This is a genomic window from Marinospirillum sp. (assembly GCF_014859565.1).
In genome coordinates this window covers 1-16273 of the sequence record NZ_JACUUA010000068.1, presented here as the reverse complement: position 1 = coordinate 16273, position 16273 = coordinate 1, and the positions used below count along the sequence as shown (strand labels likewise).

17 protein-coding genes are annotated in these 16273 nt (G+C 51.3%); 8 read left to right on the top strand and 9 right to left on the bottom strand.

Features of this window, described 5'->3' with window-relative positions; all coding sequences use genetic code 11:
- Nucleotides 1-102 precede the first annotated feature (102 nt).
- Nucleotides 103-813: a (d)CMP kinase gene (gene cmk, locus IBX50_RS10220; protein ID WP_292255593.1), complete on the top strand. Its 711-nt coding sequence runs from the start codon at nt 103-105 to the stop codon at nt 811-813.
- A 63-nt stretch (nt 814-876) separates the two neighbouring features.
- Here the strand turns inward: cmk and IBX50_RS10215 are convergent, their stop codons facing one another.
- Complete coding sequence (locus IBX50_RS10215; protein WP_292255591.1) at nt 877-1011, bottom strand: hypothetical protein; 135 nt, start codon at nt 1009-1011, stop codon at nt 877-879.
- Here IBX50_RS10215 and rpsA point away from each other — a divergent pair.
- A complete protein-coding gene (rpsA, locus tag IBX50_RS10210) occupies nt 1010-2683 on the top strand; it encodes a 30S ribosomal protein S1 (RefSeq protein WP_292255590.1) in 1674 nt (557 codons plus the stop codon). The two genes, IBX50_RS10215 and rpsA, sit on opposite strands and share 2 nt — an antisense overlap.
- A 159-nt stretch (nt 2684-2842) precedes the next feature.
- Here the strand turns inward: rpsA and IBX50_RS10205 are convergent, their stop codons facing one another.
- The gene (locus IBX50_RS10205; RefSeq protein WP_292255588.1) at nt 2843-4009 is read right to left on the bottom strand and encodes an HD domain-containing phosphohydrolase; all 1167 of its coding nucleotides are present in this window, start codon (nt 4007-4009) and stop codon (nt 2843-2845) included.
- A gap of 290 nt (nt 4010-4299) precedes the next feature.
- Here IBX50_RS10205 and IBX50_RS10200 point away from each other — a divergent pair, with 290 nt between their 5' ends.
- Entirely contained in the window at nt 4300-5532 is a 1233-nt protein-coding gene (locus IBX50_RS10200; RefSeq protein ID WP_292255586.1) for an EAL and HDOD domain-containing protein, read from the top strand.
- Between the two features lies 1 nt (nt 5533).
- Here the strand turns inward: IBX50_RS10200 and tusA are convergent, their stop codons facing one another.
- A complete protein-coding gene (gene tusA, locus IBX50_RS10195) occupies nt 5534-5779 on the bottom strand; it encodes a sulfurtransferase TusA (protein WP_292255585.1) in 246 nt (81 codons plus the stop codon).
- Nucleotides 5780-5888: 109 nt separating this feature from the next.
- Between tusA and IBX50_RS10190 the strand changes: the two genes are divergently transcribed.
- On the top strand, nt 5889-6173 hold the full coding sequence (locus tag IBX50_RS10190; protein ID WP_292255583.1) for an antibiotic biosynthesis monooxygenase family protein: 285 nt from the start codon (nt 5889-5891) through the stop codon (nt 6171-6173).
- A gap of 6 nt (nt 6174-6179) precedes the next feature.
- On the opposite strand, the gene IBX50_RS10185 is transcribed toward IBX50_RS10190, so the two are convergent.
- Nucleotides 6180-6620 (bottom strand): universal stress protein, encoded by a 441-nt coding sequence (locus IBX50_RS10185; protein WP_292255581.1) that lies wholly within the window; start codon nt 6618-6620, stop codon nt 6180-6182.
- Between the two features lie 59 nt (nt 6621-6679).
- Here IBX50_RS10185 and IBX50_RS10180 point away from each other — a divergent pair, with 59 nt between their 5' ends.
- The gene (locus IBX50_RS10180) at nt 6680-7198 is read left to right on the top strand and encodes a hypothetical protein (RefSeq protein WP_292255579.1); all 519 of its coding nucleotides are present in this window, start codon (nt 6680-6682) and stop codon (nt 7196-7198) included.
- A gap of 18 nt (nt 7199-7216) precedes the next feature.
- Nucleotides 7217-7852: a peptide-methionine (S)-S-oxide reductase MsrA gene (gene msrA / locus IBX50_RS10175; RefSeq protein ID WP_292255578.1), complete on the top strand. Its 636-nt coding sequence runs from the start codon at nt 7217-7219 to the stop codon at nt 7850-7852.
- Between the two features lie 136 nt (nt 7853-7988).
- On the opposite strand, the gene IBX50_RS10170 is transcribed toward msrA, so the two are convergent.
- Together IBX50_RS10170 and IBX50_RS10165 are read right to left on the bottom strand one after the other, a co-directional pair.
- Nucleotides 7989-8318, bottom strand: a complete 330-nt coding sequence (locus IBX50_RS10170; RefSeq protein ID WP_292255577.1) for a hypothetical protein — start codon at nt 8316-8318, stop codon at nt 7989-7991.
- Nucleotides 8319-8330: 12 nt separating this feature from the next.
- Nucleotides 8331-10196, bottom strand: a complete 1866-nt coding sequence (locus tag IBX50_RS10165; RefSeq protein ID WP_292255575.1) for a diguanylate cyclase — start codon at nt 10194-10196, stop codon at nt 8331-8333.
- Nucleotides 10197-10392: 196 nt separating this feature from the next.
- On the opposite strand from IBX50_RS10165, the gene IBX50_RS10160 reads away from it, so the two are divergent.
- The gene (locus IBX50_RS10160; RefSeq protein WP_292255573.1) at nt 10393-10800 is read left to right on the top strand and encodes a hypothetical protein; all 408 of its coding nucleotides are present in this window, start codon (nt 10393-10395) and stop codon (nt 10798-10800) included.
- A 71-nt stretch (nt 10801-10871) separates the two neighbouring features.
- On the opposite strand, the gene IBX50_RS10155 is transcribed toward IBX50_RS10160, so the two are convergent.
- From IBX50_RS10155 to IBX50_RS10145, 3 genes are all read right to left on the bottom strand, one after another.
- Nucleotides 10872-12578: a proline--tRNA ligase gene (locus IBX50_RS10155; protein ID WP_292255572.1), complete on the bottom strand. Its 1707-nt coding sequence runs from the start codon at nt 12576-12578 to the stop codon at nt 10872-10874.
- A 129-nt stretch (nt 12579-12707) separates the two neighbouring features.
- On the bottom strand, nt 12708-13691 hold the full coding sequence (locus IBX50_RS10150) for an MDR family oxidoreductase (protein ID WP_292255570.1): 984 nt from the start codon (nt 13689-13691) through the stop codon (nt 12708-12710).
- A 55-nt stretch (nt 13692-13746) separates the two neighbouring features.
- Nucleotides 13747-15072, bottom strand: coding sequence for a peptidoglycan DD-metalloendopeptidase family protein (locus IBX50_RS10145; protein ID WP_292255568.1), 1326 nt, complete (start codon nt 15070-15072; stop codon nt 13747-13749).
- Nucleotides 15073-15300: 228 nt separating this feature from the next.
- Here IBX50_RS10145 and IBX50_RS10140 point away from each other — a divergent pair, with 228 nt between their 5' ends.
- Nucleotides 15301-16233 (top strand): LysR substrate-binding domain-containing protein, encoded by a 933-nt coding sequence (locus tag IBX50_RS10140; RefSeq protein ID WP_292255566.1) that lies wholly within the window; start codon nt 15301-15303, stop codon nt 16231-16233.
- The last annotated feature ends 40 nt before the right edge of the window (nt 16234-16273 follow it).

The following is a 16273-nucleotide window of genomic DNA, read 5'->3' as shown; positions in this document are numbered from 1 at the left end:
TTGACAACCCCATTATCCGGGTAGCAGGCTTTCTTTAAAACTGTCCGAACTATTGAATTATGACCTGAGTAAGTGGCGAAAGCTGCGGGGGGAGAGGGGAACATGAATTCCATGGATGTCGGAGCACCAGTCATCACACTGGATGGGCCGGGCGGTGCCGGTAAAGGCACCGTTAGTATGCTGCTGGCGCGTGAGCTGGGCTGGCACCTGCTGGATTCCGGGGCGCTGTATCGTTTGGTCGGTCTGGCTGCGGAGCATCATGGTGTTTCACTGGATAACGAAGCAGCACTGAGTGTGCTGGCTGAGCATCTGGATGTACAGTTCCTGACCGGCAAGGATGATCTGGTGCAGGTGATTTTGGAAGGAGAGGATGTCAGCCACGAGTTACGTACCGAACGTGTGGGTGGTCTGGCTTCGCAGGTGGCAGCACTGAGTGATGTGCGCAGAGCCTTGCTTTCCCGTCAGAAAGCCTTTTGTGAGTTGCCTGGTCTGATCTGTGATGGTCGTGATATGGGCACGGTGGTTTTCCCCGATGCCCCGCTGAAAATCTACCTGACCGCCAGTGCTGATGAACGTGCCCGGCGCAGGCTGGAGCAGTTGCGCCAGAAGGGTATCAGTGCTAGTCTATGCGACCTTAAAAAGGACATTCTGGAGCGTGATGCGCGTGACATGAACCGTTCAACTGCCCCGCTGCGACCTGCAGAGGATGCCATTGAACTGGACAGTACACAGCTGAGCATTACAGAAGTTGTCGACCTGATTCTCGCCGAGGCAAAAAGCCGAGGCTTGATATCTCAGGCATCCTCCGCCTGAGACGCTTTTAAGTCGAAGTAGTACGGAGGTCATCTGGGACGGTGTCACAGTGTGTCGGGATAACTAACTGAAAATCCCGTCAGGCTTAACCGGCGTTAACACCCCTAGATGGAAATAATCCAGGCCCGCGTTTGCTGGTGGCGCGGAGGGCGGCAATTCCGCCGCATTAAAGACATTTAAATCGAGTAAAAAATTCATGACTGAATCCTTTGCCGCACTCTTTGAAGAAAGCTTGCAGACTGTCAACATGGAAGTGGGCTCCATCATCAAAGCAACCATCGTTGATGTTGATGGTGACTGGGTTACCGTTAACGCGGGCCTGAAATCTGAAGGTGTGATCCACCGCAGCCAGTTTGAAAACGGTGAAGATTTGACCGTTGGCAGCCAGGTGCTGGTCGCTCTGGAAACCGTGGAAGATGGTTTCGGTGAAACCCGTCTGTCCCGTGAAAAAGCACGCCGTGCCGAGTCCTGGATCGAACTGGAAGCAGCTTTCGACAAGAGCGAAATCGTCAAGGGTATCATCAACGGCAAGGTCAAGGGTGGCTTCACTGTTGATATCAACACCATCCGTGCCTTCCTGCCCGGTTCTCTGGTGGATGTACGCCCAGTGCGCGATACAGCCCACCTCGAAAACAAAGAACTGGACTTCAAAGTGATCAAGCTGGATGCCAAGCGTAACAACGTGGTTGTTTCTCGCCGCGCTGTGCTGGAAGCTGAAAACTCTGCCGAGCGCGAGCAGCTGCTGGCCAACCTGGCTGAAGGTCAGGAAGTTAAAGGTATCGTTAAGAACCTCACCGATTACGGCGCGTTTGTTGATCTGGGTGGTGTTGACGGCCTGCTGCACATCACTGACATGGCGTGGAAGCGTATCAAGCATCCTTCCGAGATCGTGGCTGTTGGCGACGAAATCAATGTCAAGGTGCTGAAGTTTGACCGTGAGCGTAACCGCGTTTCTCTGGGTCTGAAGCAGCTGGGTGAAGATCCATGGATTCAGATCAAGGCACGTTACCCAGAAAACTCCGTCATCAAAGCCCGCATCACCAACCTGACTGACTATGGTTGTTTTGCTGAGCTGGAAGAAGGCGTGGAAGGTCTGGTACACGTTTCTGAAATGGATTGGACCAACAAAAACGTTAATCCCAAGGCTGTTGTAAGCCTGGGCGACGAAATCGAAGTGATGATCCTGGATATCGACGAAGAACGTCGTCGTATCTCTCTGGGTATCAAGCAGTGCCGTGCCAATCCGTGGGAAGAATTCTCCGGTAAGTACAACAAGGGTGACAAGGTCACCGGTGCCATCAAGTCCATCACTGACTTTGGTATCTTTGTTGGCCTGAACGGCGGCATCGACGGTCTGGTTCACCTGTCTGACATCTCCTGGAACGACACTGGCGAAGAAGCTGTTCGCAAGTTCAAGAAAGGCGAAGAAGTTGAAACCATTATTCTGTCCATTGATCCTGAGCGTGAGCGTATCTCCCTCGGCATCAAGCAGATGGAAAGTGATCCTTTCAACGAATACCTGGCAGTCAGCGACAAGGGTTCCATCGTTAAAGGCACCGTTGTTTCTGTTGAAGCCAAAGAAGCTGTTATTGCTCTGAACGAAGAAGTTCAGGCTGTACTGAAAGCTTCTGAAATCAGTGCTGAGCGTGTAGAAGATGCACGTAATGTTCTGAAAGAAGGTGATGAAGTTGAAGCTCGCATCATCAATGTGGATCGCAAGAATCGTGTCATCAGCCTGTCTGTAAAAGCAAAAGACAAGGCCGAAACCGAACAGGCTATGGCTAGCCAGCGTGAAACTCAGGCTGATCTGGCTGGTCCGACCACCATTGGTGATCTGATCAAGCAGCAGATGGAAAACAACCAGAGCTGAAACAGCTGATGTTACTGGTAACTTAACACCAGTACAGCATCTGAATAAAACCGCTGCCCCCTGGGGTGGCGGTTTTTGTATATGAGGTGGCGGTTTTTTTAAGGGTATGACCAAAGATGAGCGAAATGGCCGATTGTTACGCGTTAGCCCTGCGCAACCTTAAAGCTCAACCGCTTTACGAACGTGCAGACCCCAGAACAGGAAGGGTTGCAGAGGTTTCAAGATGTCGTTGGAGATGATGTCCTGAATCTGGTATTCAGGCAGGCTGGTGTCACGGGGTGGTGGATGCATGTAAACCTGCCCACTGATGGCGCGAATACCGGAACACAAGGGCTGGAGAATATTATCTCTTCTTTCAATCACTACCGCAGTATCGCCATTTTTTAGTTTCACAGCAGTGCCGGGTGGGTAAACACCGATCTGATTCAGGAAGAGCTTGGTTAATCCCGGGCCCAGCAAGGTACCCCGCTCACTGAAGATCTGTCGTAATGCCACCTTGATGGGCAGCGCCTGCCGGTATTCACGCTTGCCAATCAAAGCGATGTAAATATCGGCCAGTGCCACCAGTTTGGACTCATTGGAAATCTCATCACCTTTGAGCCCCTGAGGGTAGCCGCTGCCATCCAGTCGTTCATGGTGGTGTAATACTGCTCGTATCCACATCGGGTCATGTACTCCCATGGACTCCAGAATACTCACGGATTTATCTGGATGGGTACGAAGGATGACCTTCTGCTCTTCGGTTAGTGGGGTTCTTTGTTTATTGAGTCGATCCTGCACCGTCATCATGCCAAGGTTGGCAGTCAGGGCGGCAGCCAGGGTACAGAAGAGTTGTTCGCCATGAATTTTCAGCTCCATGGCAACAACCGCAATCAGGATGGCGCATTGCACAGGATGGTAAAGACTGTAAGAGCCTTCTTCAGCTCGGGGCCAGTGAACAGTGCCCAGCAAGGCTTCCGGTGATCGTTCAGCCAGCCCTAAAATTTGGCTGCAGATATTACGAATATCCCGGTAAAAAGCTTCAGGAGCACCGGGGCTGCCGCTTTTGATGTGCTTGAAAGCACACCCCAGCTGATCTTCTAGCTCGGTGACTTCAAGAAAGGGGTTAACGTTATTGCTGTAACGAAAGGGTTTGAACTCACTGGAGTAGTCAACCCGGTCATTCAGGTCTCGTTTAACCAGTCCACGTTCCATCAGTATTTCTATCTGTTGTTCATTACCGATCATTGCTCCTCGGGACAAGAGTAAGCGCCCACCTTTGGTATAGATATCCAGGGTGGTTTTTCTACCTACAGCCAGTTCTCCGGGGCGCAGCTTCTCAAGCATCAGTCAACTCACAGGTAAAAAACACTAAGTTTCATCAGGTTAACCCTTTATCTTAGAGTGTTCCGTGTATTTTCTATTCGGCTGTGTTTATTCTTGTACAAAAAATGCCATAAATATTTCAATGGGGGAAGCAAATGGATCGAAATAATATGTTAAATGTTGTCAGTGATTATAGATTAATTTTTCATGTACTTTGTGTAGGGTTTTGCTAGGATACACAAAACAAATTTCTGCTCTTGTCAGATTCTTGTTTTATTCATTATAGCTTAGCCTTTTTAAGGGTGGAAAAAATGGAAAGTGTCAAGACAAATGAAGCGTCAGAGGCTAACTACTGTATAGCACTGCAGCCTATCTGCAATGCCAATATGCGTCACATCGCTGATGAGCTGTTGTATCGCTCCAGTGCTTCAGCAACTTTTGCACAGGTTAATGATCAGTTGATGGCAACAGCACGGGTGGTGAATGCTGCCTTTTTTGAAACTGGCCTCGAAAAACTCATCGGTAACCGCAAACTTTTTTTTAATGCCCCGCGTGAATGGATACTCAAACCTGAACTCTTACCCCCCAATCCTGAACAGGTGGTGGTTGAGGTGCTGGAGAATGTCACCGGCGAACCTGAAATAGTTAATGCCCTGAAAAAAATACGAAAAATGGGTTTTGATGTGGCGCTCGATGACTTTATTCTAAATGACTCAACCCGCCCATTGCTGGATGTTGCCAGCATCATCAAGGTGGATTTGTTTGAGCCGGTGCGAGAAGAAGACATTCAGGAGTATCAGGATCGAGGTATTCGCCTTCTGGCCGAAAAAGTTGAAGATCTGGAAACCTTTAAACGCTTCAAAGCGATGGGTTTTGAGATGTTCCAGGGGTATTTTTATGCCAAGCCGGAGGTACATCAGGAAACTTCTCGTAAAGACCGGGGCAATAATCGCAGTGCCCAGATACGTATACTGGCAGAGTTGCAAAAGGAAGAGCCGGATTATCGCCTACTGGAAACTTTTATTGCCCAGGACCCCCAGCTGACTTTTATGCTACTGAAGTATGTCAACTCGGCTGCTTTTCGTCGACGCAGTGAAGTAACCACCATCCATCAGGCACTCAATACTCTGGGTCTGGATCGGGTTCGCAGCATTGTCACTACGGTGATGCTGGCCAATAATGGCCCGGCCAGCCGTTTGTTACTGCCCCAGGCATTAACCCGTGCCCAGATGTGTGAACAGCTGTCTTACGGCATGAGTGACATTGACCCCCGTACCGCGTTTATGGTGGGCTTGATGTCAATGATGGATTTGCTGATGGGTATGGAAATGCAGCCCTTGATGGCTGAGCTGCCGCTGAGTCAGGAAATAAAACAGGCCATTCTTTCAAGAGAAGGCCGGATGGGCAAACTGCTGAACCTGGTACTGGCTTTTGAACATGCCCAGATGGGTAATCGGTCACCTGATTTGATCGCTCGACTCAACCAGGCGTGGTTGCTCAGTCAGCAGTGGTCCAATGAAATCATGAGCCAGGTGGATTATTAATTCAGCTTTTTTGTATCCAGTAGCGGTACTCATGCTTGTCCTCTTGCTGTAACAGCAGCTTGTGCTGCAGAAACTGGCAAAACTTTGGGATATCCCGGGTTGTTGCTGGATCTGTTGCAACCACCAGCAGTACCTCGCCAGTTTTTAATTCATCTATTTTGCTATGCAGTAACATGACCGGCTCCGGGCAATACAGGCCACAGGTATCGAGCTGATGGTCACAGGGTGTTACAGCAGATTTTTGCATGGCAGGACTTCTCTGGAAAAAATACAATTTCAGGAATAAACTTTATTTATTTTCAATGATCTGCATGTTTAGGGCAAGCTGAAAATCCAGGCATTAAAAGGAGAACAGAATGATTAAGGTATTAATAGAAAGGCAGTTGCTGGAAGGACTGGACGAGGAATACAAATTGGCATCCAGAGCCTTGTTGCAGGGTTGCATGGAGATGCCGGGTTATGTTTCCGGAGAGTCGTTGCAGGATATAAAACGTCCCAACCACCGGCTGATTATTACACTCTGGCAAAATGAACGGTGCTGGAAGGCTTGGGAAAAATCAGAACGCCGACTGCAGTTATTGGGAGGCATCTGTGGCCTGCTGGCCACAGATGAAAAGGTTACACTGTTGGCGCCCATCTGATCTGGATTAGTTGCCAACCCGGACGGCGAGTACATCACAGGGTGCGCCATGCAGTACACCGCTGGAGACTGACCCCAGCAACAGCTGCAGCCCATGGCGGCCATGGCTGCCAACCACAATCAGATCAACATCCTGTTCACGTGCCAGCCGATGCGTTTCACTGTCTGGCATGCCAACGAGTATGTGCTGATTTTCTTCTGCTATATCCATGCCTTCCAGTAGCTCTTTCAGGCGTTTTCTGGCATGTTCATCCAGTTGATCCTGAATGCTGGTCAGGTCCATGGGAATATCACCACCATAAGCAAACCCCAGTGGCTCCAGTGTATGCACTACGGAAACTTTGGCTTGCTGGTTGCGTGCCGCAATTTCTTTAGCGCGTTGCAGCACTTTGCGGGACTCTTCTGACAGGTCAATGGCGACCAGAATGTTGTTGTATTCGTTGCTCATGATGTTTTCCTGTTGCGCTATGAATGATCACACTATAAACCAAAATAAAGGAGATGTAATTGAGTGCTTTCTGGTGGATTCTGCTGTCAGTAGTTCTGGTTTTATCACCCATGAGTATGCTGAAACCCACGGCACGTCAGAAGCGTTTGATTCTGCTGCGTGACACAGCTCGTCAGTTGGGTATCAAAGTCACTCTGACACCTCAGTTGCTGGAGCCGGGTTTGAAGCTGGAAGGTGCGGCCTACCGCTGGTTGCGTGCTGCAGATGCATCCCCCATGCCGGGTTATCTGTGCTTGATGAGAAAAGAGCCTGAGCGTGAGCGAGGTGGGCTCTGGCAAGCAGGTTGGGAGCTGGTCAAGGGACGCCGTTCATTTTTGACAGAAGAGCAGCAAAAATTCTTGTCCAGCTGGTTGGAAACCCTGCCGGAAGATGTATTTGCCGTGGAGTGGGGTAGTGCCACACTGGCAATCTGGTGGCATGAACGGGCCGACTCGGTAATACTGGAAAAAATTCATACTGGTGCACTGGCACTGCTGGCATTAAACAGCCAACCTTTTGTCGCGGTAGCCAGAGCCTGATTCTATAGGAGAAACATCATGAGCTTGTTTGCTGAGCATCACTCAGGTGAGCGTCTGGTCAGTCCCAGTGATTTCCCCCTGCCTGATCAATCGGAGCCTGAGGGTTCCTTTAATACAGAAGGACACAAGACGCTGGTGCTGGGTGGTGGTTGTTTCTGGTGTGTGGAGGGTGTGTTTCGATCACTGCAAGGTGTGTTGAGTGTAGTGTCAGGCTACTCAGGTGATACTGAGGCTACTGCCAGTTATGCCGAGGTTTGCAGTGGTCGTACTCAACATGCGGAGGTTGTTTGTATTGAGTATGATCCGGCGGTTATTTCCAGAGGCCGGTTGTTGCAGGTGTTCTTTTCAGTAGCTCACAACCCAACCCATCTTAACCATCAGGGTGCTGATCATGGCAGTCAGTATCGCTCAGTAGTTTTTTACAGTAATCAAGATGAAAAACAGCAGATAGAATCCTATATTCATCAGCTGAACCGTCTGCCCGCCTGGTCTGTACCTGTGGTAACCAGTGTTGAGCCACTGCGGAGGTTTTATGCTGCTGAGCCGGAGCATCAGGATTATGCTCATCGTAATCCATCTCAACCTTACATAGAGCTGGTTGCGCGTCCAAAACAACAGCAGCTGAAAGCATTTTTTACCAGCTGGTTAAAGTAATGGACGGTTCCCTGCGCTAAAAATACCTCTGTATGACTTATTGGCTCCAAGGAAGGTCTGGCGCATCTGATGCTGGCCACCTTGGATCATGCTGATATAGTGCTAGTGCTCAATTCCAGTTATCCGATTGATCGGCTTAACTGCTGAAAAAGAGTAACAGTCCACGCAGGGTCATTGTCAGAATGGCGAGGGTGAGCAATACAAAAATAATCAGCAGCAGCCAGTAACCGCTGCGGTGCACACGCATTTTCAGGCGTTTAAAAAAGCCCTGATTCGGCTGAGCAGCGGCAGGTAAGCGTTGGAACAGATTTAAAAAGCTGTACAGCAGCAATGCCCAGAACACCAGCAGGATACCGGGCAGTTGCAGGGTCAGCACAAAATGAAGCAGCCCTGCGGCGGCAAGCAACAGGGCTGGAATTTTTAGGAAAGCCAGGCGTTGAGCCAGGCGCTCCAGATGATTCAGCAAGAGTTAACTCCGTTAATACTTTTCTTCAGAAACCCATAGTTCGGGAGTAAAACGTACCACCTGATTACGACCACCGTCTTTGGCAGCATACAGGGATACATCCGCGTACTTGAGTACCTGCCAGAATGCCTGACCATCGGTGGGATAATCCGCCAGACCTGCTGAAATGGTTTTGTTCAGCAACACACCACCAGCTTTGAACTGGAAGCTTTCCACTGCCTTGCGGATTTTTTCTGCCACCAGCACACCTGCTTCGGCATCAGTGTCCAGCAGGATAATCAGAAACTCTTCACCACCATAACGGATAATCAGATCCGAGTCCCGCACGTTGGCTTTAAAAATATTCGCCAGATCTACCAGGATTGCGTCACCGACATCATGCCCGTAGGTATCGTTAACCTTTTTGAAATAGTCCAGATCCATCATGATCAGGGTCATGGAGGTGCCACGGCGCTTGCACTGGTTGACCAGGGTGTCGGAGTATTCCTCAAGGAAGCGGCGATTACGCAGGCCGGTCATGGCGTCATTTAACGTGGATTCACGCAGGCTGGCCATCAGCCGTTTGGCTTGCAATACTGGTGCTGCCTCACGCAGATAGGACTCAATCAGTGGTCTGGAATGTTCTGCCCGCTTTACGTCTTCTTTTTTTAGTACCAGCTGAATGACACTGCCCACACCGCCGGATTGAATCACTGGCAGACACAGGTAAGTCTTGCCATCGTTGCGGGCATCACTGGCAAAAGAACGACAGATCAGTGCGTTTTCTGTGCCATCAATATAATGCCCGGTGCGCACAGCGCGACAGGCAGTGCACTTTTCAGAAATATCGGTATTACACCACTGGATGGGCGCCTGAGCGATACCATCCACACAGATGGTTTTGATCTGTTTATTGGTCTGATCCACTTCATAAATGGAGAAGGTTTCAAACTTGAATTCATCCTGAATCACTTCACCAATACGCTGAAACACTTCTTCACTGGATTCGTCTTCTTCGATTGCCTGTTTGAACTGAGCGACCTTGACCAGCCCGGATACCGTGTTGGCGGTATCTGCCAGCAGGTCACCGTTTTCCGTCGGTTGTGATTGCACCAGATGGGCAACATTCTGGCGGATTTCGCTGAGTTTGTTGGTGATACCTTCTGACAGGCTGTTGAAGTGGCGGGCAATGGCGCCAATTTCATCATTGCTGCGCTGCTGCACTCGAACACTAAAATCACCTACTTTGGCCTGACGCACGGCGTGTTCAATTTCGCTGGCGGTGGTCACCAGAGGCTGCAACAGACGGCGCAGAAATAACAAAGAAATAACAGAAAAAAGGGCAGTGGCACCGACCAGTACAATCACTGTAAGAATAGCTGCAGTGCGCATGTGCTCAATGGAGGCGGTCAGTGTGACCGCACCCAGAACAGAACCTTCCTGTACAGCATGGCAGTTAAGACAGTTGACATCACCACGGGTGGTGGCAATGTAGGGAACGGTTGCGCGGAACTCCGAGTTAAGGTAACCACCCATCAAGGTATAAACAGGTTTGCCGCTGCCTAGCACCTGGTAATCAATGGCATCTGCATGACTTTCCATCGCCAGGCCGTTCCCGAACTGTTCTTCAACCAGTTTGCCGCGAATCACACGCGCTTCATCCAGTCCATCCACTTCAGCAACGCGTTCCAGCAGCGTATGTCGCTTGTCCATGGTACCGTTGACCATGGATTCGGTCAGAGCCACACGGATCATTTCAGCTGCGGTGCGGGTGTGCTCTGTAGCTGCCCGGATGGAAAAATCGCGGAAAGAAGCAAGGCTGGCCAGAGTGATGACGAGTGTCAGAACAAACATTACGGATGCCAGAGCCAGTAAGGTCTTGGTTTGAAGCTTCAGCATTGTCTATTTGTTCCTTGTTGTTTTTTTGCCAGACTTTTTTGAATGAAAAATTTTATATCAATGTGAGACTTTTTGTCGCTGTTTTTGGTGTTAATTTATTGTCTTGAAGCAATTTTTTGGTAAATCATCAGCAGCACTAGGCTCCAATCCGCTTCTGGATTATGCTTTGGAATAATAGTATTCACTGAGGTGCAGTATGGAAGACTGGAAAAAGCTGGCGCAGGCAGCAGATGATAACCGGCGGAAAAAGATACCTGAGCATAGGCAGAAGCCTGATCTGGTTTTACGGCTGATCACCCTGAGTGGGGCGTTGAGCTGGATTTTATTGTTGCCGGTGCTGGTGTTGGTGGAAAAAGCCCGCCCGGTGCTGGTGACTTTTTTTGATCGCTGGATGGGGCTGGAAGGGCGTGACTACTGGGATGCCGATGCCTACCGTTATGCTTTTTACCTGATGCTGCTGATTATGCTGTTGTCGGCTGGTGGTCTGGTGCTGAATGCTTTTCGTAACAAGCGCAGTACGGATTCCTGGCGGGTGAACTTGATTGTGGTGTTTTTGTTGTCTGTCGCGGGTGTTGCTTATTACCTGATAAACATCGCCCAGTAACAAACAGGCAGCCCCCAGTGAGCCATCTCATTCGGGAGGCTGCTTTTTTTCTCTGGCTGTTAAAGGCGCAATCAAGCCAGTTTGTTGCGAATAAACTCCAGAATCCCGTCAGCGGCCACCATGCTGGGTTCAGCATCACGGCGTCCTTTGTATTCCAGTTCACCGTTGTTCAAGCCACGTTCACCCACCACAATACGATGCGGGATACCAATCAGTTCCAGATCAGCAAACTTGGAACCGGGGCGCTCGTCACGGTCATCCAGCAGTACATCAACTCCGGCGGCTTTTAAATCCTGATAAAGTTTTTCGGTGGTTTCACGCACCCGTTCAGATTTGTGGGCATTCATCGGCACAATAGCCACTTCAAAAGGGGCAAGGGCATTCGGCCAGATAATACCGGACTCATCATGGTTCTGCTCAATGGCAGAAGCCACAATCCGGGTGACACCGATACCGTAACAACCCATAATCAGGGTGGCCGTTTTGCCGTTTTCGTCCAGTACTGTGGCGTTCATGGCCTCGGAGTATTTGGTGCCGAGCTGGAAGATATGGCCGACTTCTATGCCACGCTTGATCAGTAGGCTACCCTTGCCATCCGGGCTGGGATCACCTTCCACCACGTTGCGAATATCAGCCACTTGTGGCAGCGGCAGGTCACGTTCCCAGTTGATGCCAAAATAGTGTTTACCATCTTCATTGGCACCGGCGCCAAAGTCACTCAGCATGGCAACAGAGCGATCTGCAATGCAGGGAATCGGCAGTTGGATCGGACCCAATGAGCCAGGTGCAGCACCAATAGCCGCTTTGATTTCTTCATCATTGGCCATTTGTAATGGGCTGGCGACTTCTGGCAGGTTGCTGGCTTTGATTTCGTTCAGTTCGTGATCACCACGTACCAGCAGGGCGATCAGGCCGCCTTCAGCAGCTTTCACCACCAGAGTCTTGATGGTTTTTTCAACCGACAGACCAAACTGTTCAACCAGCTGGCTGATGGTTTTTGCATCCGGGGTGTCAATCAGGCGTAATTCTTCGGTAGCTGCAGGGCGTGAGGTTTCACGCGGTAGGGCTTCGGCTTTTTCAATGTTGGCAGCGTAGTCGGAGCTGTCGGAGAACACGATGTCGTCTTCACCTGAGTCGGCCAGTACGTGGAACTCATGTGAACCCGTGCCACCGATGGAGCCGTTATCTGCAATCACCGGACGGAAATCCAGACCCAGGCGGGTGAAGATATTGCAGTAGGTGCTGTGCATGACATCATAGGTCTGTTGCAGTGATTCCTGCGTCAGGTGGAAGGAGTAGGCATCCTTCATGATGAATTCACGGGCACGCATGACACCAAAACGGGGACGGATTTCGTCACGGAATTTGGTCTGGATCTGGTAAAAGTTCACCGGCAACTGTTTGTATGAACGCAGTTCTTTACGCACCATGTCGGTGATGACCTCTTCATGGGTCGGGCCAACACAGAAATCACGGTTATGGCGGTCATGCAGGCGCAGCAACTCTTTGCCGTACTGCTCCCAGCGGCCAGATTCCTGCCACAGCTCAGCGGGTTGAATGCCGGGCATTAACACCTCCTGAGCGCCGGATTTGTCCATTTCTTCCCGCACAATACGTTCCACCTTGCGTAGGGTACGCAGACCCAGAGGCAGCCAGGTGTATAAACCGGAGCCGAGGCTGCGGACAAAACCGGCACGTAACATCAGCTGGTGGCTGATGACCTGGGCATCGTTGGGGGTTTCCTTGAGGGTGGCAATCAGCAGTTGTGAAGCGCGCATGGAGTCAGCTTACCTTGGGTCAGGGATCGATTGGAATCAGGAATGGAAATGCCGTGAAATTTACAGGATTTTGCTTGAGGTGTCACTGGCTCAGCGGAGCAGATGAAAATCCAGTCCGCTGAACGACGGTCAGCGGTTGGTATCCACCACCAGGCGACCACGGATTTTGCCCGCCAGTAGGTCAGTTGCCGCTGGGATGGCTTCTTCCAGTGAGATCTCGTGCACCAGCAGTTCTAACTGGTTGGTATCCAGCAGCTGACCCAGACGTTCCCAGGCTTCCAGCCGCTCCGGGCGTGGGCAGTAAACACTGTCGATACCAGCCAGAGTGACACCACGTAGAATAAAAGGTGCTACGGTGGCCGGTAAGTCCATGCCCTGAGCCAGACCGCAGGCAGCAACGACGCCACGGTATTTCATGCTGGCACAGACATTGGCAAGGGTATGGCTACCAACAGAGTCCACGGCACCAGCCCAGCGTTCACGGGCCAGAGGTTTGCCGGGTTCACTTAAGGTGTTGCGGTGGATGATTTCCGAAGCGCCCAGTTGTTTTAAGTATTCGGCTTCATCGGGACGACCGGTGGAGGCCACCACCTGATAACCCAGTTTTGCCAGCAGAGCTACGGCAACACTGCCAACACCACCGGCAGCACCCGTGACCAGAATTTCACCGGATTCCGGTTTAACACCATGACGCTCCAGAGCCATCACACACAGCATGGCGGTATAACCGGCAGTGCCGATCATCATGGCCTGACGGGGTGTAAATGCGGTGGGTAGAGGAATCAGCCAGTCACCTTTCAGGCGAGCTTTTTGTGCCAGCCCCCCCCAGTGCACTTCACCAACACCCCAGCCGTTCAGTACCACGGCATCGCCGGGCTGATAAGCTGGATTGCTGCTGGACTCCACGCTGCCAGCCAGGTCAATGCCGGGTACCATGGGGAAGTGACGCACCACAGGGCCTTTGCCGGTGATTGCCAGGGCATCCTTGTAATTGAGCGTGGAATAATCGACCTTGATAGTGACATCACCGTCCGGCAGCTGATTGTCTTCCAGCGAGGCCAGTTGGGTACGATAACCCGCTTCGTCTTTCTCGATTTTAAGCGCTGTAAACATGGTCGACTCCGGTTGTTATTATGTCAGTAGTGTAGCAAAGGGTTTTTCTTTCCGTTCATTGGATTGAGGAGGCGTTTTGGGTCAGGCGCTGTGCCAGATCCTGCAGAGCCAACCGATTATCCAGTCCGGAAAAAATCTGTTGGCTCTGTTCCTTGAATAGCTTGAGATCAGCCCCTTGCAGTTTTTCAACGCTGGGCAGTGCAGCACGCATGGCATCCACTGGGCGGCCATTAATGTGTAGTTCATAATGCAGATGCGGGCCGGTGCTGCGTCCGGTATTACCGGTTTGGCCGATGATCTGTCCACGTTTGATGTCGGCACCCCGATTAACCTGAATGCGATGCAGGTGCAAATAGCGTGTCTCAAATCCCTGACCGTGATCAATTACCAGATAGTTTCCGGCATAGTGGTGGTTACGGCCAGTGCGAATAACACGGCCATCTGCCGGAGCTCGAACCGGGGTGCCGGTGGGAGTTGCAAAGTCGGTGCCGTAATGCGGCTGGACTCGCCCAGTCACCGGGTGGCGACGATTCAGGTTGAAGTTGGAGCTGATACGAAAGCGCTGTGCTAGTGGGATACGATCAAAGGGTGGAATCAGACTGATGCCTTCCGGGGTATAAAAACGGCCATCCTGATGGCGTGCCGCTCGAATAGTCATGCGTTGACCCTGATAATCAAAAGCCAGCAATCGGGTGGAGTAAGGGGTTGGGTCATTACTCAGCCATTCTTGTTCTACCAGCAGGCTGAAGGTGTCTCCATCACGAGCATCACGACGAAGGGGCAGGTGTCGATCCAAGGCTGCGGCAATGGCTCCTTGCTGGCCGGCAATTTCGGGCATGTTGTTCAGGCTGTTGACCAGAATGCCCTGTAAGGTGCCTTCGAGTCGCAGCAGTTTAACTTCCCGTTGGGAGGTTAGGTTGCGAAAGCTGAAACCACTGGACTCCCGCAACCATTCACTGCCCTGAGCGCGGCTCTGCCAGATGCGAAAAGCCAAAAGTTGACCATCACGACTGGCTAACCATTCGATATGTTGTCCAGGCTGTACACGATTTAGGAATCTTGCCCCTTCTTTATTGTCCAGCAGGGTGTAAAGGGTTGCCAGTGGCAAATGCCATTTTTCCTGCCATAAGTAGGAGAGCCGATCACCGGCTTGCAAAGTGTATTGCTCCCAGTCAGGAGGTGGAGACAAAGGAGGGATCAGGGCGTTGTGAAAGTCGGTGGCTTCCAGAGCTTCGAGAATCTCGCTCATGGGAGGGACGGCCTCTTCTTCTGTCTCTATTGGGGTGCTGCTGAGGTAGATGGCAAGCCCCAGTACCAGACAGGTGCTGGTGATGAACAAGAGTGCCCAGTGTCTCGGGCGGGCTGTGTAGCGATTCAGCATATCTGTCTCTAAGTCGAACCGATAATGGAAAAATAGTCGGTCAGCAGGTGCTTGTTTATCCAGAGCCGCAGATAATAAGCAAGTCAGTAAGTGTTATACTATAACAATATGCGCCGGGTGGGTAAATTAAGTCGTTTTGGTGGCACTATTTTAGTGCGCGCTCGGTTAGAATTAGCCATTCGCAGGTTAGATCAAAGCAGCCAGAAGCTGCAGTAAGGAAGGACTAGAGTGAATCTTGAAGTGAAATGGCTGGAGGATTTTGTTGCTCTGGCTGCTACCCGCAGTTTTTCTCAGGCGGCAAAGCGACGTTTCGTCACCCAGCCTGCATTCAGTCGCCGTATTCAGTCACTGGAACGTGCTGTGGGTGCCACTTTGGTGGATCGTGGCAAGTCACCCTTGGAATTAACCGCCGATGGACAGCTGTTTCTAATTACTGCGCGTAATGTGGTGGAGCAGTTGGGCGATGCTTTGCGCCACCTGCGCGGACTGGATGCCGCAGCAGGGCAGTTGCTGGAATTCAGCGTGGCGCACTCCCTGGCGTTTAATTTTTTCCCGCAATGGTTGAAGCGTTTGCAAGCGGTGGTGGGCGAAATCGGTTCTCGCATGACCGCCATGAACGTCGGCGAGGCCATGCACGCCTTGCGTGAAGGGCGCTGTGATCTGATGCTGGCTTACCATGACCCGCTGGGGAGTCTGCAGTTGGATCAGGAGCACTTTCCTTCACTTCGTATGGGTGCCACGGAAATGCTGCCGGTCTGTTCGGTGAATGAGCAAGGGCGACCCCTCTACGCGCTGGATGTCTCTGAACAGCAGGAAATCCCTTTGCTGGCTTACACCCAGGGTGCGTTTCTGGAACGTTCATTAAAAATTCTGCTGCGCCAAAAACCGGTTGCTATGCAGTTTCGTACCGTTTATGAAACGGCTATGGCCGAAGGATTAAAAGGCATGGCGCTGGAAGGGCAGGGTGTGGCTTGGGTGCCGCGTCTAAGCATTGAGCGGGAGCTTTCGGAAGGCAAGCTGGTAGTCTGTGGTGGAGAACAGTGGGTGATTCCGCTGGAGATTCGCCTGTATCGTTGTACGCTGGTGCACAAGCCGCCAGTGGAGCGTTTATGGCGGCGTCTGGTCAGTGATGCCGCGCAGGTTGAAGTACGCGGCGACTGATTCGGCGGGCGTTAAACCCAGCTGATATCCAGAGCGCTGC

Coding starts and splice junctions, on each gene's coding strand:
- cmk (WP_292255593.1), top strand. CDS start 103: ATGAATTCCATGGATGTCGGAGCACCAGTCATCACACTGGATGGGCCG.
- rpsA (WP_292255590.1), top strand. CDS start 1,010: ATGACTGAATCCTTTGCCGCACTCTTTGAAGAAAGCTTGCAGACTGTC.
- IBX50_RS10215 (WP_292255591.1), bottom strand. CDS start 1,011: ATGAATTTTTTACTCGATTTAAATGTCTTTAATGCGGCGGAATTGCCG.
- IBX50_RS10205 (WP_292255588.1), bottom strand. CDS start 4,009: ATGCTTGAGAAGCTGCGCCCCGGAGAACTGGCTGTAGGTAGAAAAACC.
- IBX50_RS10200 (WP_292255586.1), top strand. CDS start 4,300: ATGGAAAGTGTCAAGACAAATGAAGCGTCAGAGGCTAACTACTGTATA.
- tusA (WP_292255585.1), bottom strand. CDS start 5,779: ATGCAAAAATCTGCTGTAACACCCTGTGACCATCAGCTCGATACCTGT.
- IBX50_RS10190 (WP_292255583.1), top strand. CDS start 5,889: ATGATTAAGGTATTAATAGAAAGGCAGTTGCTGGAAGGACTGGACGAG.
- IBX50_RS10185 (WP_292255581.1), bottom strand. CDS start 6,620: ATGAGCAACGAATACAACAACATTCTGGTCGCCATTGACCTGTCAGAA.
- msrA (WP_292255578.1), top strand. CDS start 7,217: ATGAGCTTGTTTGCTGAGCATCACTCAGGTGAGCGTCTGGTCAGTCCC.
- IBX50_RS10165 (WP_292255575.1), bottom strand. CDS start 10,196: ATGCTGAAGCTTCAAACCAAGACCTTACTGGCTCTGGCATCCGTAATG.
- IBX50_RS10160 (WP_292255573.1), top strand. CDS start 10,393: ATGGAAGACTGGAAAAAGCTGGCGCAGGCAGCAGATGATAACCGGCGG.
- IBX50_RS10155 (WP_292255572.1), bottom strand. CDS start 12,578: ATGCGCGCTTCACAACTGCTGATTGCCACCCTCAAGGAAACCCCCAAC.
- IBX50_RS10150 (WP_292255570.1), bottom strand. CDS start 13,691: ATGTTTACAGCGCTTAAAATCGAGAAAGACGAAGCGGGTTATCGTACC.
- IBX50_RS10145 (WP_292255568.1), bottom strand. CDS start 15,072: ATGCTGAATCGCTACACAGCCCGCCCGAGACACTGGGCACTCTTGTTC.